Below are 12,263 nucleotides of genomic sequence, written 5' to 3' on the forward strand. Positions count from 1 at the left end.
ATTGTCGTTTTTCTTTATTCTAATGATGAGCCTTTCCAATGGATACGCAGAATCGGATGCGCCGATTGTAGTGATTAAAGCAGACGACCTTGTCTACCGAACTGAAGCAGACCCCTTTGGTGAGGGCTGGAGTCGGTTCATTGAATTGGCTCAAGAAAAGAACATTAAGGTTTCGATTGGCATCATCTGCAACTCTCTGGAAAAGGGGACCCCGAAGTATATAGAGGCGATTCAGAAACTGAACGATTCCGGGCAGATTGAATTCTGGAATCACGGTTTCACGCACAGCCGAAATAAGGACACGGGCAAGAGTGAATTTAAGGGGCCGAGTTTGGAAGAGCAGCTCGAAACGATTTCCAAGTCTCAGGCCTTGGCGGAAGAAAAGCTGGGCTTCACTTTTCATTCATTTGGCACGCCCTACAATGCGGCAGACGGCAATACCCCCCGCGCACTCCGAGAACACTCGGAGCTTACCTCTTGGATGTTCGGGCCCAGCAATGCCCAGCTCTTGCCGGGCCAAATGATATTGGGGCGCTCCGTCAATCTTGAGCAGCCCGTGCATCACCCCAATTTTGAAGGATTCAAGAAGAGCTTTGAGAGCAAGGAGGACGAACCTTATTACGTGTTGCAAGCTCATCCTGGTGGTTGGGATAAAGCGCGTCTGGAGCAATTCGCTTTGGTCGTTGATTACCTGCAAAGCAAGGGCGCTGTCTTCATGACGCCAACGGAGCTACAGGAGCGTTTAAGTGCAGATAAATAGTCCGAGACATTACGGCTAAAGTCGGAATACCAACTTAGCACCGAGCGCTTGAGCCATCCGGCTTAATGCAGCCGTGCACGGAACGCCTGTAAAAGCTCCAGGAAAGCCTCGGGAGCTTCGAGGTGGGCGCAGTGCCCAACACCGGGTATTGAGGCGAGTTCTGCGTTTGGGAGGTAAGGCCTCATTTTCTGGGTGATTTGGCCGAATTTGAGATCCATTTGGCCAATGATCGCCAAGTAGGGGAGATCAAGCTCCGAAAGGTGGTCCCAGAGCGCGGGTAGACGACCCGTGCTGACGGCGACGAGCGCGGCGGCGAGTTGGGTGGGGTTGTTACGGCGACGCCGTGTGTGCATTGGCCCCAGAATTTCTTGAGGAATCGATTCTTGGCTCTTGATGATCGGCATGGCTTGCCAGGCTTCCAGAAATTCTTCGATCGACTGTTTGCGCATGCGCTTGGCTAGATCTTCATCGGCAACGAGACGATCCATTCGGTGAATGGGGTCGCTGATCCCGGGGGTGGCACCCACGGTGATGAGCGAGCGCCACTTGGCGGGATTTCGGCTGGCGGTGTGCAGCGCGATGCGCCCGCCCATGGAGTAGCCGAATAGGTCTGGGCGTTGCCCAGTGACGGCAACGATTTTACGCCGGGCTACCTCGATCGCGTCGAGAAAGTCGTCCAGCTTTAAAGAGTCTGGCTCGGTGATATGGGCATTACCGTGGCCGGGGAGGTTGAGTGCCCACCAATCAATGGACTCGCGGGAATGTTCCGCGAGCCATGCGAAGTCATTAGCGTCCCCAGTAAAACCGTGGAGCGCGAGCAGTGGTGGGCTCTCAGGTGAGTCCCAGCGTTGTAGGCCGGTTGCATTCTGAAGTGCTCCGGCCATGGTTCGCTAGTCCTTAACGCTCGCCTTTTGGATGAACTGCTTTTCGGCGGGTTTGTCGGAGTGGTCCGTGCGCACGTTTTCGATTTTCTTAACGACATCCATACCGCTGACGACCTTGCCAAAAATGGAATGGCGCATGTGCAGGTGTGGCGTAGGAACCGTGGTGATGAAGAACTGGCTGCCATTGGTGCCGGGACCAGCATTGGCCATGGCGAGCAAACCTGGCTCATCGAATTTTACGTTACGGTCAAACTCGTCATCAAACTTGCCACCCCAGAGGGATTCGCCGCCGCGGCCAGTGCCGGTAGGATCGCCGCCTTGGAGCATGAAGTCCTTGATGATGCGGTGGAAGATGATGCCGTCGTAGTAGCCCTTATTGATGAGGCCGATAAAGTTTTCGCAGGTCTTCGGTGCGATGTCGGGCATCAGCTCGATCTCGATAGTTCCCTGATTGGTTTCAAGAATTGCGGTAGGCATGGGTCAGTGATCTGTATTGAGGTTATTGCTATTTAGGTGTTCCTGCTCGGCTTTGCGCACGAGCATATAAAGTCGTCGGCTCATCCACGCGTCAGTGGCAGCGTAGATGATTTGCTTGTGATTCAGGGTGCGGCGCGCCCAGTTGGACACTTGCGCGTTTTTGGAAATGCGTAGCCCTAAGAACATGCCAATGAGGCTGCGAAGGCCAGTCTTTTCGATGCCCAAGCGGCGGCTGATTTCGCTGATTTCCACGAACCCGGCAGGGTCATAGCGGTCCACTTGCTGGAGGCGCTTGATGTCGTCGCGCAGGGCAACGCCTACTTTGATCGGGCTTTCGCTTTCGAGGAGGGGCTTGAGCAACTCCAGCCCGCCGAAGCGTTTGACTTGGAAGAGGTAGGCCTCGTAGTTCGTAGCGAACTGGACGATCGAGGGGGAGTAGTTTTCCCCTTTGCGAAAGGCCGGGCGCGACTCGGTGTCAAACCCGAGCACTTCAACCTCTTTCAGGCGGGCGACGGCGGCCCGGGCGGCTGCAGGTGTCGTGATTAGGTGGATGGTGCCTTCGAATCGGCCCAGCGGGAGGCGATTGATCTCGTCCTTGGTGATATCGAGGCAAATATTCAGGGGGCCTGGCGCAGTGGCGAGATCCTCTTCGGGCTTATTATGTTTGATACGTGACAAAACGGGGAATCCTTACAGTCAAATACTGGGCCTACAAATCAATTTCGAGGCCGTCATAGCAGAGCAGTATTTCTTCGGGATACTGTGCGTGTCCTAGCTGGTCAGCGGATTCCTGGTGGTAGATGCTACGGTACATGATTGTATTGCGAAGGAAATCATCGAGCTGCCAGTCGGTGTTGATCGGCTCGTGATGAAAAATGGCGAGGCGCTTGGCGCGGGCGCGGGCGGTCAGTTCCACTCCCATGACGTTGCTGGAGTGTCCCCAGCTGGCCTTGGTGAAGGTGGCATCCGCCATGGTGTATTGAGCGTCAAAAATGACGAGGTCAGCGTCTTTAAAGAATTCGACGAAGGGATAGTCTTCCTCGTAGGCGTCGTGGGTATGCTCGGAGTCGGTGGAGAACACCGCGGTCTTGCCGCTTTTGCGAAAACGATAGCCGTAGGACTTGCCGGGGTGGTTTTGCAGGATGGAATCAATCTCGAAGCCCTCAATGGAGTAGGGCGTGAGCGGCTTTTGCACGTCAAACTCGATGTCTGCCGCCAAGCCTTCGAAGGGGACCGGGAACTCCGGGCTGCTCATTTGACGGCGAAAGGCTTCTTCGCACGCTTCGTGGTAGGTGTGGAAGATGATTTTGTTGCCAGGGATGTAGGCTGGGACAAAAAACGGGAAGCCCTGCAAGTGGTCCCAGTGCAGGTGCGTCATGAAAATGTGGTAAGTATGGGGCTGCTTGGCTTCACCCGTCATCATGAGACTATGGCCGAGGTCGCGAATGCCCGAGCCCGCGTCACAGATTATATAGGCACCGTCGGGGTTATCAAACTGGATGCACGAGGTGTTGGTGCCATAGGTCGCGCGCACGGCAAAGGGCAGTTTGCTGTCCATGAACGCATTGATCTTCTCGTCACTGGAAAGATCGACTCCTTGTGCCGCCTGTAATGCCCGAAAAACCTTCTCACGCACCATGTGCGCGGTCATTGGCGCGGGTAGCGACCCCTGTGTTCCCCAGAAACGAATTTTCATAACGCGAATATCTTCGGGAGAAGACCCTAATGGCACTAACATGGCAAGCTCTTAGGAAATTGCGATCATAAATTAATGGGCCACAGTGGCTTCTGTAGTTTTATTGACGATTTTTTTACAAACATTTCGTGCGACCAAAAGACCCATAGCGGGCTCATTTTTGATGGTAATTCCATGCAGGGCTTCGTCGAAGTGCTCATGTATTCGACCGATTTGGAGACTTGGTTTGCGGCTGACGCCACCTTCGAGGATGACCTTGTTCTGGTAGACTATTACCTGCGAACGGCGCTTGTGCCATATCCGGCGCTCACCGACAACGGCCGATTCTTTGTCCAGCTTGGTATTGCCGCAGAGTAAGCGTTTGTTAGTTTGGCCAGGCTCGCGCCGCCGCATCGCCCAGTAGCCACTCGCCCGCTCGGTTCAGCGTGTGGGTGGCGATCAGGCCCGGAGCGAAGTTTGGCCGGTAGGCCTTGAACTCGCGCTCACGATAGGTCGTCATGGTCAATTCCTCGACGGCCATCAGGCGCACGCCATAGCCGTAACGCACGGAGCAATCCTGCGCTGGGCGGATTAGCTGGCCCTCGTGTCGGAATAGTCGACCCGCTGGGCGCGCACAGGCATTGTCCGAGACAATCGGGTTGCCTGGATGAGGCACCCACTCGCGCGAGAGCGGAGAGTCTGCGGTCCACAAATTGAGTTGGCTGGAAGCATTGCCACCCTCAAGAGCCGGGACACCCCCAAAAAGCCACCAACGCCCATCCTGCTCCCAGAGCGTGGCGTCGACGATTTCCTCGCCGCGGAAAAGCGCTCTCTCATGCACCCAATGGTCGGGCCAGCGCGTGCAGCGATAAAGGTCCACCGTGCGATTGGCGCGTGATTCGGGAATCATCCACCATTCGCCATCATACTCAAAAAGATTGGGGTAGGAGAGGTGGTACGGGCGATCCAGGATGACTTTTAGCGGGCCGGTCTTGCCGTCAGCATGGAGTTCCATCACGGCCAGTCGACCTTTCTTTGGGTGGTGGACGACCTCCTCGATGAAGAGCCAGCACCGCCCATCTTTCATGACGGGGAAGGGGTCCGCCCACGAACGGCCCCATGGCGGCCGAAGTGCAGACAGGTTACTGAAATTGTCCGGCAGACCCGGAATTTTACCGGCGAGTAAGCGCCATTGCTTGCCCGGTAATAGACGTGACCAGAGGGAGGATGGCATTTTCCCGTAACTATATCTTCCCGAAGCGTCTTGGCGAGTATTTCGTTACGCTGGTGTGTCTCTGGAAATTTTGATAAAAGTCGGCGAAACACGGCGTTTACAACTGCTGCCCAGTGCGCCAAAGCGCCGCAAGATGCGAAATCTTCAATATGCGGCCCAGTCAAACTTTGCTCTAGTTTCCATTTTTCACCAAAATATGGCTCAAAATGAGCATAAAAGTATCAGTTTTATTTTTCGGCAAAAAACCTCAAAATCGCCGTAAAGGCAGATAGTTGTTGGCCTGTAGGGTTTTTAGTCGATTTTTTTGCCGCCTACCCCCCCCTAACGAATTTCCGCAACGAATTTTTTGCCCCCCTTATATTTTTATAAGACTGAAACTACTCCAAAAATGAGCTTTAACCGGTCCGAGAATCCGCTAACTTATTAAGTTTTTTACGATACCCATGCTGTCGAACTTTTTTTCCAAGCCAAAGAACTCCATCGCCAAGCGCTGCCGAGACGATGAAGTCACGCGGCTACGCAAGCGTTACAATCCTTACTATCACACGTTCGAGCGTCAGAATGGCTCGCGGGTGATCCGAGATGGCAAGGAATACGTCATGCTTTGCAGTAATGACTACCTGGGCCTGAGCCATCACCCCAAGGTCATTGAGGCCGCCAAGCAGGGGCTTGACGACTGGGGAAGTAGCACCACTGGGGCTCGCCTGGCCAATGGCTCGCGCAAATATCATACCGAGCTTGAGGAAAAATTCGCCGCTTTCATTGGTAAGGAAGCCTGCCATATCAGCGTCGCAGGCTACATTTCATGCATGTCCTCGGTGCAGTCTTTTGCGCAAAAAGGAGACATTGTGCTGGTCGATAAAAACGTCCACTCCTCCCTCTGGGCGGGCATTGGGCTGACTCAGGCGCAAGTCGAACGCTTCGCCCACAACAACCCTGCCGACCTCAAGGAAGTCCTCTCCTTTGAGAAGCCCGAAGCGCCCAAGATCGTCGTCTTCGAAGGCGTGTACTCGATGGAAGGCCACATCGGCCGCGTGCCTGAGATCATCGAGGTTTGCCGGGATCAGAATTGCTTTTTCATTATGGATGATGCGCACGGATTCGGCGTCATGGGACCTGGTGGCCGTGGTACCGCAGCGCATTTTGGGGTGCAAGACGAAGTCGACGTCATCACTGGCAGCTTCTCGAAGTCGCTCAGTAGCACAGGCGGCTTTGTTGCTGGCTCCAAGGACATCATCGAATACCTACGTACTCACAGCAAGCAGACGATTTTCTCGGCCGCTATCAGCCCTCCTCAAGCCTATGCGGCCTCGGCCTCGCTGGACATCCTCCAGAACGAGCCGGAGCATCACAAGCGCCTTTGGGAGAACACCAATCGCTACAAGGAAATGCTCCGCAACCTCGGCCTGGACATCTGGGACAGCGAAACGCCCGCGGTGCCGATCATCATGGGCCAAAAAGAAAAAGCTTATCGCTTCTGGCAAGCGCTGCTCGAAAAGGGCGTTTTCTCGATCATGTCGATCGCTCCAGCAGTCCCCCCCGGCAAGGACTTGATCCGCACGTCGATGTCTGCCCGCCACACAGAAGAGGATTTGGAAATCGTCGCAGAGGCCATGGCTTACGCCGTAAAGAAAATTTAGAACAACCCTTCTGGCCCAGCTGCCGTCTTGCTTGGATCAATTCGGGTGGTCCAGATGCCTCTCTGCGAAATATGCCTGAGTTTGCGAGTCGAGTCGTCTAATTTGGGCAAAATAAAAGCGATTCCGTGTTGGAATCGCTTTTACGAAAGGTGATTTAGGCGGTCACTCAGTAGTTCTTTTTCTTGGCGAGCTTCTGGATAACGGCGAAACGAACGACCTGTTCAAGCTGCTCAATCTGAGCTGGGTCGACATTTTCTTCGCGAGCAACCTTGAGGGCTTCTTCGGCGCGGCGTTGAGCTTCCTCAACCATCTGGACATCGATATTGGCGGTGTCTATCGCAGCCTCAGTGAGGATGGAGACCGTGTCTGACTGGACACGAGCAAAGCCCTTGTCGATCGCCAAGTGTTCGGTTTTCGCGCCGCGAGCGGTGACCTCCCCCCCCTCGACCATGGTCAGGAGTGGTTGGTGACCGGGCAGGATGTCAATTTCGCCTTGTGCAGTGGGCAAAACGACCTCATCGACCGTCTGACTATAGACGATCTTTTCCGGAGTGACGATTTCGAGTTTGAGCGCCATGATTTTAGGCCTTGGCCTTTTCGAGCACAGAATCGATGCCGGCCTTCATGTAGAAGTCGTTTTCGTTCACGTGGTCCAGTTCACCGTCGAGGATCATCTTGAAACCCTTGATGGTGTCGGCCACAGGAACATAAACGCCAGGGAATCCAGTGAAGACTTCAGCTACGTGGAACGGCTGCGAAAGGAACTTCTGAATCTTACGGGCGCGGAACACGACTTGCTTGTCCTCTTCGTTCAATTCGTCGAGACCGAGAATTGCGATAATGTCCTGTAGGTCTTTGTAGCGCTGAAGCACAGATTGAACACCACGGGCGACCTCGAAGTGCTCCTTGCCCACGATGTCGGGGGACAGTGCGTTGGAAACCGAAGAGAGTGGGTCAACCGCGGGGTAAATACCAAGCTCTGCAATTCGGCGCTCGAGAACGATCGTCGAGTCCAAGTGAGCAAAGGTGTTGGCCGGAGCTGGGTCGGTCAAGTCATCCGCAGGCACATAAACAGCTTGGAATGAGGTGATTGAGCCCTTCTTGGTCGACGTAATGCGCTCTTGAAGAATACCCATTTCCTGAGCGAGCGTTGGCTGGTAACCCACCGCAGAGGGGGAGCGACCGAGCAGCGCGGACACCTCAGAGCCGGCCTGTGAGAAACGGAAAATATTGTCAACGAAGAGCAGCACATCCTGGTTCTTCTCGTCACGGAAATATTCCGCCATGGAGAGACCGGAGAGCGCTACACGCATACGTGCGCCAGGTGGTTCGTTCATCTGACCGTAAACGAGCGCAACCTTGGACTGAGACAAGTCGTCTTGGTTGATAACGCCGCCTTCGGACATTTCCCAGTAAAGGTCATTTCCTTCACGTGAGCGCTCACCCACACCAGCAAACACGGAGTAACCACCGTGCGCTTTAGCGATGTTGTTGATGAGCTCCATGATGACCACGGTCTTGCCCACACCCGCGCCGCCGAAGGCACCAACCTTACCACCCTTAATGAAGGGGCAAATCAAGTCGATGACCTTGATGCCGGTTTCGAGGATGTTCGCTTCCACGTCCTGATCCACAAGGGCAGGGGGGAGGCGGTGAATTGGGTAGCGCTTCTCAGTCTCGCATGGCCCACGCTCGTCCACGGTGTCACCAGTTACATTAAAGATGCGGCCCAAGACGGCTTCACCGACGGGAACCGTGATTGGCGAGCCAGTGTTGTTAACATCCATGCCGCGGACGAGACCTTCAGTGCTGCTCATGGCAACGGCGCGCACGAGGCCCTCGCCCAGATGCTGCTGCACTTCCAGCGTTAGGCGCGTTTCCTTGCCTTGCAGGGTGTAATTGACGTGAAGCGCATTGAAGATTTCGGGGACGTGTTCTGAAGAGAACCTGACGTCCACGACAGCGCCGAGGATTTGGACGATTTTACCGATGTTAGCCATGGGATAAATGTGATGCTGGTTGAAAAGTTAGTTAAACTGGGTCGCGGCTGCGATTTCCAGAATTTCCTGAGTGATAGCGGCCTGTCGGGCCTTGTTATATTCGAGGGTCAGGTCGCTGACGAGGTTCTTGGCGTTGTCGGTTGCCGACTTCATTGCGACCATGCGTGCGCTGTGCTCCGACGCCTTGGCACCGAGCAAGCTCTGATAAATAAGCTGTTTGACGTAAAGGGCTGGCAGCTCATGCAGGATTTCCGCAGCACTGGGCTCGAAAATAAATTCGCGCTCGTCCTTGCTGGTGTCGGAAAGGGTGATCTTGTAGCGCTTCTTCACGTCTTCGATCAGCTCGTGCAAACCACTGAGCGGAACAATTCGCATGATGGTTGGCTGCTGAATGAGGGTGTTGACGAAGGCGCTGTAGAGGATCTCGATGGTGTCAATCTTACCCTCGGTGTAGAGCTCGAGCATGTAGTTGACGACCGCGCGAACCTCTGGGTAAGTGACCTTGTCTGATAGCGGAAAATCCGCCAACAATGGGCGCTTGGTGCGAGAGATGAACTGTGTGGCTTTGCGGCCGATGGTGACGTAGGCCACATCGTCCTTGATCGCCATGACTTCCTTGAAGAGGTTGCCATTGAGCGGTCCGCAGAGGCCCTTGTCTGTGCCGATGATGAGAATGCCGCGGCGCTTGGCCTCGCGAGGTGCCAAGAGTGGATGGTTCTGGGCGATTTCCTGATGAGAAACCGATTCCAGAATTTCTGCCAGCAGCATCGCATAAGCACGGCCCGCCATAGTGGCGTCTTGCGCCTTCTTCATCTTCGAGGCCGCCACCAGCTGCATCGCGCGAGTAATCTGCGCGGTGTTCTTGACCGACTTGATACGGGTGCGAATTTCTTTGGTACTTGGCATCGAATTAAATCCTAGGTTTCAGCGAAGCGGGAGCAGGCTTACTTAAAAGAGCGTTTCCACTCTTCAACTGCGGCCTTGAGTTTTTCGTCGGTTGCGTCGCTGATCTTACCACCGCTACGCAGTTCGACCAGTAGGTCGCCTTTGGCAGTGATGAAGAATTCGTGGAGAGATTGGACGGCAGCGGTGACCTTTTTGACGTCAATGTCCTTGAAGTAACCTGCTTGCATCGCCCAGATCAGCGCGATCTGCTCTTCAGCCTTTTTGGGGGAGAGGGGGGGCTGCTTGAAGAGTTCAACGAGACGGTCGCCCTTTTCGAGGATCGACTTGGTCTGAGCGTCGAGGTCGGAGCCAAACTGTGCGAAAGCCGCGAGCTCGCGATACTGGGCGAGTTCGCCCTTCAGCTTGCCAGCAACCTGCTTCATGGCCTTAACCTGAGCGGCGGAGCCTACACGAGAAACCGACAGACCAACGGAGACCGCTGGGCGGATACCCTGGTTGAACAGGTCGGTTTCCAGGAAGACTTGGCCGTCGGTGATCGAGATCACGTTGGTTGGAATGTAAGCGGCTACGTCGCCAGCCTGAGTTTCAATGATTGGCAGTGCAGTGAGCGAGCCATTACCATTGTTTTCGTTGACGCGAGCAGAGCGCTCAAGGAGGCGGCTGTGTAGGTAGAAAACGTCACCCGGATAGGCTTCGCGACCAGCAGGGCGTTTCAGAATGAGCGAAATCTGGCGGTAGGAAGCAGCGTGCTTGGTCAAGTCATCATATACGATGAGCGCGTCCATGCCGTTCTCCATGTAGTATTCACCCATGGCTGCGCCAGCGAAAGGAGCAATGTATTGGTTGGCTGGATTGTCCGCAGCAGGAGCGGCGACGATTGTGCAGTATTCGAGTGCGCCTGCTTCTTCCATTGCTTTGATGGTGCGGGCAATGTTGGACTGCTTTTGGCCAACGGCAACGTAGATGGAATACATCGGGCGGAAACCGTCCTCGAATGTTCCGTCTTCCTTCTTGTGCTGGTTGTTGATGTTGGCTTGGTTGATGATCGTGTCGATCGCAATGGTGGTTTTGCCAGTTGAGCGGTCACCAATGATCAATTCGCGTTGGCCGCGGCCAATTGGGATCATCGCGTCAATGGCCATAATACCAGTCTGCACTGGCTGGTCGACGGACTTGCGGGGGATAATGCCCGGAGCAATTTTTTCGACCGGATAAAGAATGTCGGACTCGATTGGGCCTTTACCATCAATGGGCTGGCCGAGTGCATCAACAACGCGGCCGAGGAGGCCCTTGCCGACAGGGACGGAGAGGAGGCGGCCAGTGGACTTGGCTTCGTCGCCTTCCTTCAAGTTGGAGTAGTCACCGAGGACAACGACGCCGACTTCGTCTTCTTCGAGATTCAGTGCGATGCCGTAAACGCCGCCTGGAAACTCGATCATTTCGTTGTACATACAGCCTGATAGGCCGTCTAGCTTGGCGACGCCGTCAAATACGCTTGTGATCTTACCGACGTTCGTCTTGACGGTCTTGGTTTCAAGCTTGGCGATTTCCTGTTGGATCTGTTCGAGAACGGAACTCATGGTCTTTAAATAAAATTATGAATGATGAAGGATGGAAACAAGTAACGGGTGTTACGCGACATTCTGCTCAAGCAGAGCAAGGCGAGTGGCGACAGAGGCGTCATAGACGTCGTCTCCCACGGTGATGCGGACGCCAGCGATCAAGGCTGGGTTTTCCACCGTGCTCGCGACGATTTTGCGGTTATACTGTTCGGTAAATTTCTTTTCGATGGCAGTTAGCTGCTCGGCACCTAATGGGCCGGCAAATTCTACCTTGGCTTGGCCTTGGCTGACCTCTACTTCAAGATACTTGGAGTATTGCTTGAGGAGCTTCTTGTAATCGCGCGGTGGGTTTTGCCCAAGTGCGTCAAGTACTGCGGAGACGCGCTCAGCGCTCGCTTGGCCATCCGCGTCGAGCGAAAGGGTGACGAGCTTCTTCGCGAAGTCTTTGATATGGTGAGAACCGGCCATGGGATTGGAATTGCCTTAGTTACTGGCGTAAAGTTCTTTAGCGGCGGATTCGCTGAAGCGGCCCTTTTCGTCGGCGCTCAGGTCGCGGTTGAGAACCTTGGCGGACGTAGCGACAACCAACTGGGCGACCTCGTGGCGAACATCAGCGAGCATTTGCTTGCGCTCAAGTTCGTTGGCGGCGTGAGCCTTAACGATGATCTGCTCAGCCTGCTTTACGGCGTCGGCCTTCTGGCTTTCTTCAAATTTGTGCGCGTTATCACGTGCGCTGGCGACGAGTGCGGCGGCTTCATCAGAAGCTTGGCGAATTTTCTCAGCGCTGTCCTTCTCGGCATTGGCCAAGGCGGCTTTCATTTCCTCGGCATACTGTAGGCCGTCTTGGATTTTGCGCTGACGTTCCTCCATGGTCGCCATGACAGGCTTGAAGGCGAACCTCCACAGCACCACTGCGACAATGATGAAGTTGAGTCCTTGTGCAAAGAGCAAGGCAGGCTCAACGTGGAAATAATTTCCCAGGTCTGAAGCGGTTTGGCCCAGCTTCTCGGCGAAGTTTGGTTCGCCTGCGGCGGCCAGCGATAGGCTTGAGTTGAACATTGGTCAGTTGTGGGAGGGTTTAATTAAAAAAACGAGCCCGGCTCCGGATTCGTTACCGGGCTCGCT

14 protein-coding genes are annotated in these 12,263 nt (G+C 54.7%); 3 read left to right on the forward strand and 11 right to left on the reverse strand.

What is annotated here, in order from left to right; all coding sequences use genetic code 11:
* Nucleotides 1-22: 22 nt before the first annotated feature.
* The gene (locus tag IE065_RS05495) at nucleotides 23-760 is read left to right on the forward strand and encodes a DUF2334 domain-containing protein (protein WP_189512681.1); all 738 of its coding nucleotides are present in this window, start codon (nucleotides 23-25) and stop codon (nucleotides 758-760) included.
* A gap of 62 nt (nucleotides 761-822) precedes the next feature.
* Here IE065_RS05495 and menH read toward each other — a convergent pair whose 3' ends face one another.
* From menH to IE065_RS05515, 4 genes are read right to left on the reverse strand one after another with little or no spacing between them, the layout of a single operon-like run.
* Nucleotides 823-1,644 (reverse strand): 2-succinyl-6-hydroxy-2,4-cyclohexadiene-1-carboxylate synthase, encoded by an 822-nt coding sequence (gene menH, locus IE065_RS05500; protein WP_189512683.1) that lies wholly within the window; start codon nucleotides 1,642-1,644, stop codon nucleotides 823-825.
* 6 nt (nucleotides 1,645-1,650) lie between these two features.
* Nucleotides 1,651-2,121, reverse strand: a complete 471-nt coding sequence (locus tag IE065_RS05505) for a peptidylprolyl isomerase (RefSeq protein ID WP_189512685.1) — start codon at nucleotides 2,119-2,121, stop codon at nucleotides 1,651-1,653.
* 3 nt (nucleotides 2,122-2,124) lie between these two features.
* A complete protein-coding gene (locus IE065_RS05510; protein WP_189512687.1) occupies nucleotides 2,125-2,799 on the reverse strand; it encodes a 3'-5' exonuclease in 675 nt (224 codons plus the stop codon).
* A 31-nt stretch (nucleotides 2,800-2,830) separates the two neighbouring features.
* Entirely contained in the window at nucleotides 2,831-3,817 is a 987-nt protein-coding gene (locus tag IE065_RS05515; protein WP_189512688.1) for an MBL fold metallo-hydrolase, read from the reverse strand.
* 174 nt (nucleotides 3,818-3,991) lie between these two features.
* Here IE065_RS05515 and IE065_RS05520 point away from each other — a divergent pair, with 174 nt between their 5' ends.
* Complete coding sequence (locus tag IE065_RS05520; protein WP_189512690.1) at nucleotides 3,992-4,174, forward strand: hypothetical protein; 183 nt, start codon at nucleotides 3,992-3,994, stop codon at nucleotides 4,172-4,174.
* A 7-nt stretch (nucleotides 4,175-4,181) separates the two neighbouring features.
* On the opposite strand, the gene IE065_RS05525 is transcribed toward IE065_RS05520, so the two are convergent.
* The gene (locus IE065_RS05525; RefSeq protein WP_189512692.1) at nucleotides 4,182-5,030 is read right to left on the reverse strand and encodes a glucosamine inositolphosphorylceramide transferase family protein; all 849 of its coding nucleotides are present in this window, start codon (nucleotides 5,028-5,030) and stop codon (nucleotides 4,182-4,184) included.
* A 443-nt stretch (nucleotides 5,031-5,473) separates the two neighbouring features.
* Between IE065_RS05525 and IE065_RS05530 the strand changes: the two genes are divergently transcribed.
* Nucleotides 5,474-6,670: an aminotransferase class I/II-fold pyridoxal phosphate-dependent enzyme gene (locus tag IE065_RS05530; RefSeq protein ID WP_189512694.1), complete on the forward strand. Its 1,197-nt coding sequence runs from the start codon at nucleotides 5,474-5,476 to the stop codon at nucleotides 6,668-6,670.
* A 166-nt stretch (nucleotides 6,671-6,836) separates the two neighbouring features.
* Here the strand turns inward: IE065_RS05530 and atpC are convergent, their stop codons facing one another.
* From atpC to atpF, 6 genes are read right to left on the reverse strand one after another with little or no spacing between them, the layout of a single operon-like run.
* Nucleotides 6,837-7,247, reverse strand: coding sequence for an ATP synthase F1 subunit epsilon (gene atpC / locus IE065_RS05535; protein WP_189512696.1), 411 nt, complete (start codon nucleotides 7,245-7,247; stop codon nucleotides 6,837-6,839).
* Between the two features lie 4 nt (nucleotides 7,248-7,251).
* Complete coding sequence (atpD, locus tag IE065_RS05540) at nucleotides 7,252-8,670, reverse strand: F0F1 ATP synthase subunit beta (RefSeq protein ID WP_189512698.1); 1,419 nt, start codon at nucleotides 8,668-8,670, stop codon at nucleotides 7,252-7,254.
* A gap of 27 nt (nucleotides 8,671-8,697) precedes the next feature.
* Nucleotides 8,698-9,576: an ATP synthase F1 subunit gamma gene (gene atpG / locus IE065_RS05545; protein WP_189512700.1), complete on the reverse strand. Its 879-nt coding sequence runs from the start codon at nucleotides 9,574-9,576 to the stop codon at nucleotides 8,698-8,700.
* 38 nt (nucleotides 9,577-9,614) lie between these two features.
* Complete coding sequence (gene atpA / locus IE065_RS05550) at nucleotides 9,615-11,156, reverse strand: F0F1 ATP synthase subunit alpha (protein ID WP_189512702.1); 1,542 nt, start codon at nucleotides 11,154-11,156, stop codon at nucleotides 9,615-9,617.
* Between the two features lie 51 nt (nucleotides 11,157-11,207).
* Nucleotides 11,208-11,606: a F0F1 ATP synthase subunit delta gene (locus tag IE065_RS05555; RefSeq protein ID WP_189512704.1), complete on the reverse strand. Its 399-nt coding sequence runs from the start codon at nucleotides 11,604-11,606 to the stop codon at nucleotides 11,208-11,210.
* Between the two features lie 15 nt (nucleotides 11,607-11,621).
* The gene (atpF, locus tag IE065_RS05560; protein WP_189512706.1) at nucleotides 11,622-12,197 is read right to left on the reverse strand and encodes a F0F1 ATP synthase subunit B; all 576 of its coding nucleotides are present in this window, start codon (nucleotides 12,195-12,197) and stop codon (nucleotides 11,622-11,624) included.
* Nucleotides 12,198-12,263 lie beyond the last annotated feature (66 nt).

The sequence above is a fragment of the Cerasicoccus arenae genome (assembly GCF_014651635.1).
Lineage (GTDB): Bacteria > Verrucomicrobiota > Verrucomicrobiia > Opitutales > Cerasicoccaceae > Cerasicoccus > Cerasicoccus arenae.

Excerpts from the sequence above, each read along its gene's own strand:
- atpC (WP_189512696.1), bottom strand. The coding sequence starts at position 7,247 with ATGGCGCTCAAACTCGAAATCGTCACTCCGGAAAAGATCGTCTATAGT.
- atpD (WP_189512698.1), bottom strand. The coding sequence starts at position 8,670 with ATGGCTAACATCGGTAAAATCGTCCAAATCCTCGGCGCTGTCGTGGAC.
- atpA (WP_189512702.1), bottom strand. The coding sequence starts at position 11,156 with ATGAGTTCCGTTCTCGAACAGATCCAACAGGAAATCGCCAAGCTTGAA.
- IE065_RS05505 (WP_189512685.1), bottom strand. The coding sequence starts at position 2,121 with ATGCCTACCGCAATTCTTGAAACCAATCAGGGAACTATCGAGATCGAG.
- atpF (WP_189512706.1), bottom strand. The coding sequence starts at position 12,197 with ATGTTCAACTCAAGCCTATCGCTGGCCGCCGCAGGCGAACCAAACTTC.
- IE065_RS05495 (WP_189512681.1), top strand. The coding sequence starts at position 23 with ATGATGAGCCTTTCCAATGGATACGCAGAATCGGATGCGCCGATTGTA.
- IE065_RS05520 (WP_189512690.1), top strand. The coding sequence starts at position 3,992 with ATGCAGGGCTTCGTCGAAGTGCTCATGTATTCGACCGATTTGGAGACT.
- IE065_RS05555 (WP_189512704.1), bottom strand. The coding sequence starts at position 11,606 with ATGGCCGGTTCTCACCATATCAAAGACTTCGCGAAGAAGCTCGTCACC.
- atpG (WP_189512700.1), bottom strand. The coding sequence starts at position 9,576 with ATGCCAAGTACCAAAGAAATTCGCACCCGTATCAAGTCGGTCAAGAAC.
- IE065_RS05515 (WP_189512688.1), bottom strand. The coding sequence starts at position 3,817 with ATGAAAATTCGTTTCTGGGGAACACAGGGGTCGCTACCCGCGCCAATG.
- IE065_RS05525 (WP_189512692.1), bottom strand. The coding sequence starts at position 5,030 with ATGCCATCCTCCCTCTGGTCACGTCTATTACCGGGCAAGCAATGGCGC.
- IE065_RS05530 (WP_189512694.1), top strand. The coding sequence starts at position 5,474 with ATGCTGTCGAACTTTTTTTCCAAGCCAAAGAACTCCATCGCCAAGCGC.
- menH (WP_189512683.1), bottom strand. The coding sequence starts at position 1,644 with ATGGCCGGAGCACTTCAGAATGCAACCGGCCTACAACGCTGGGACTCA.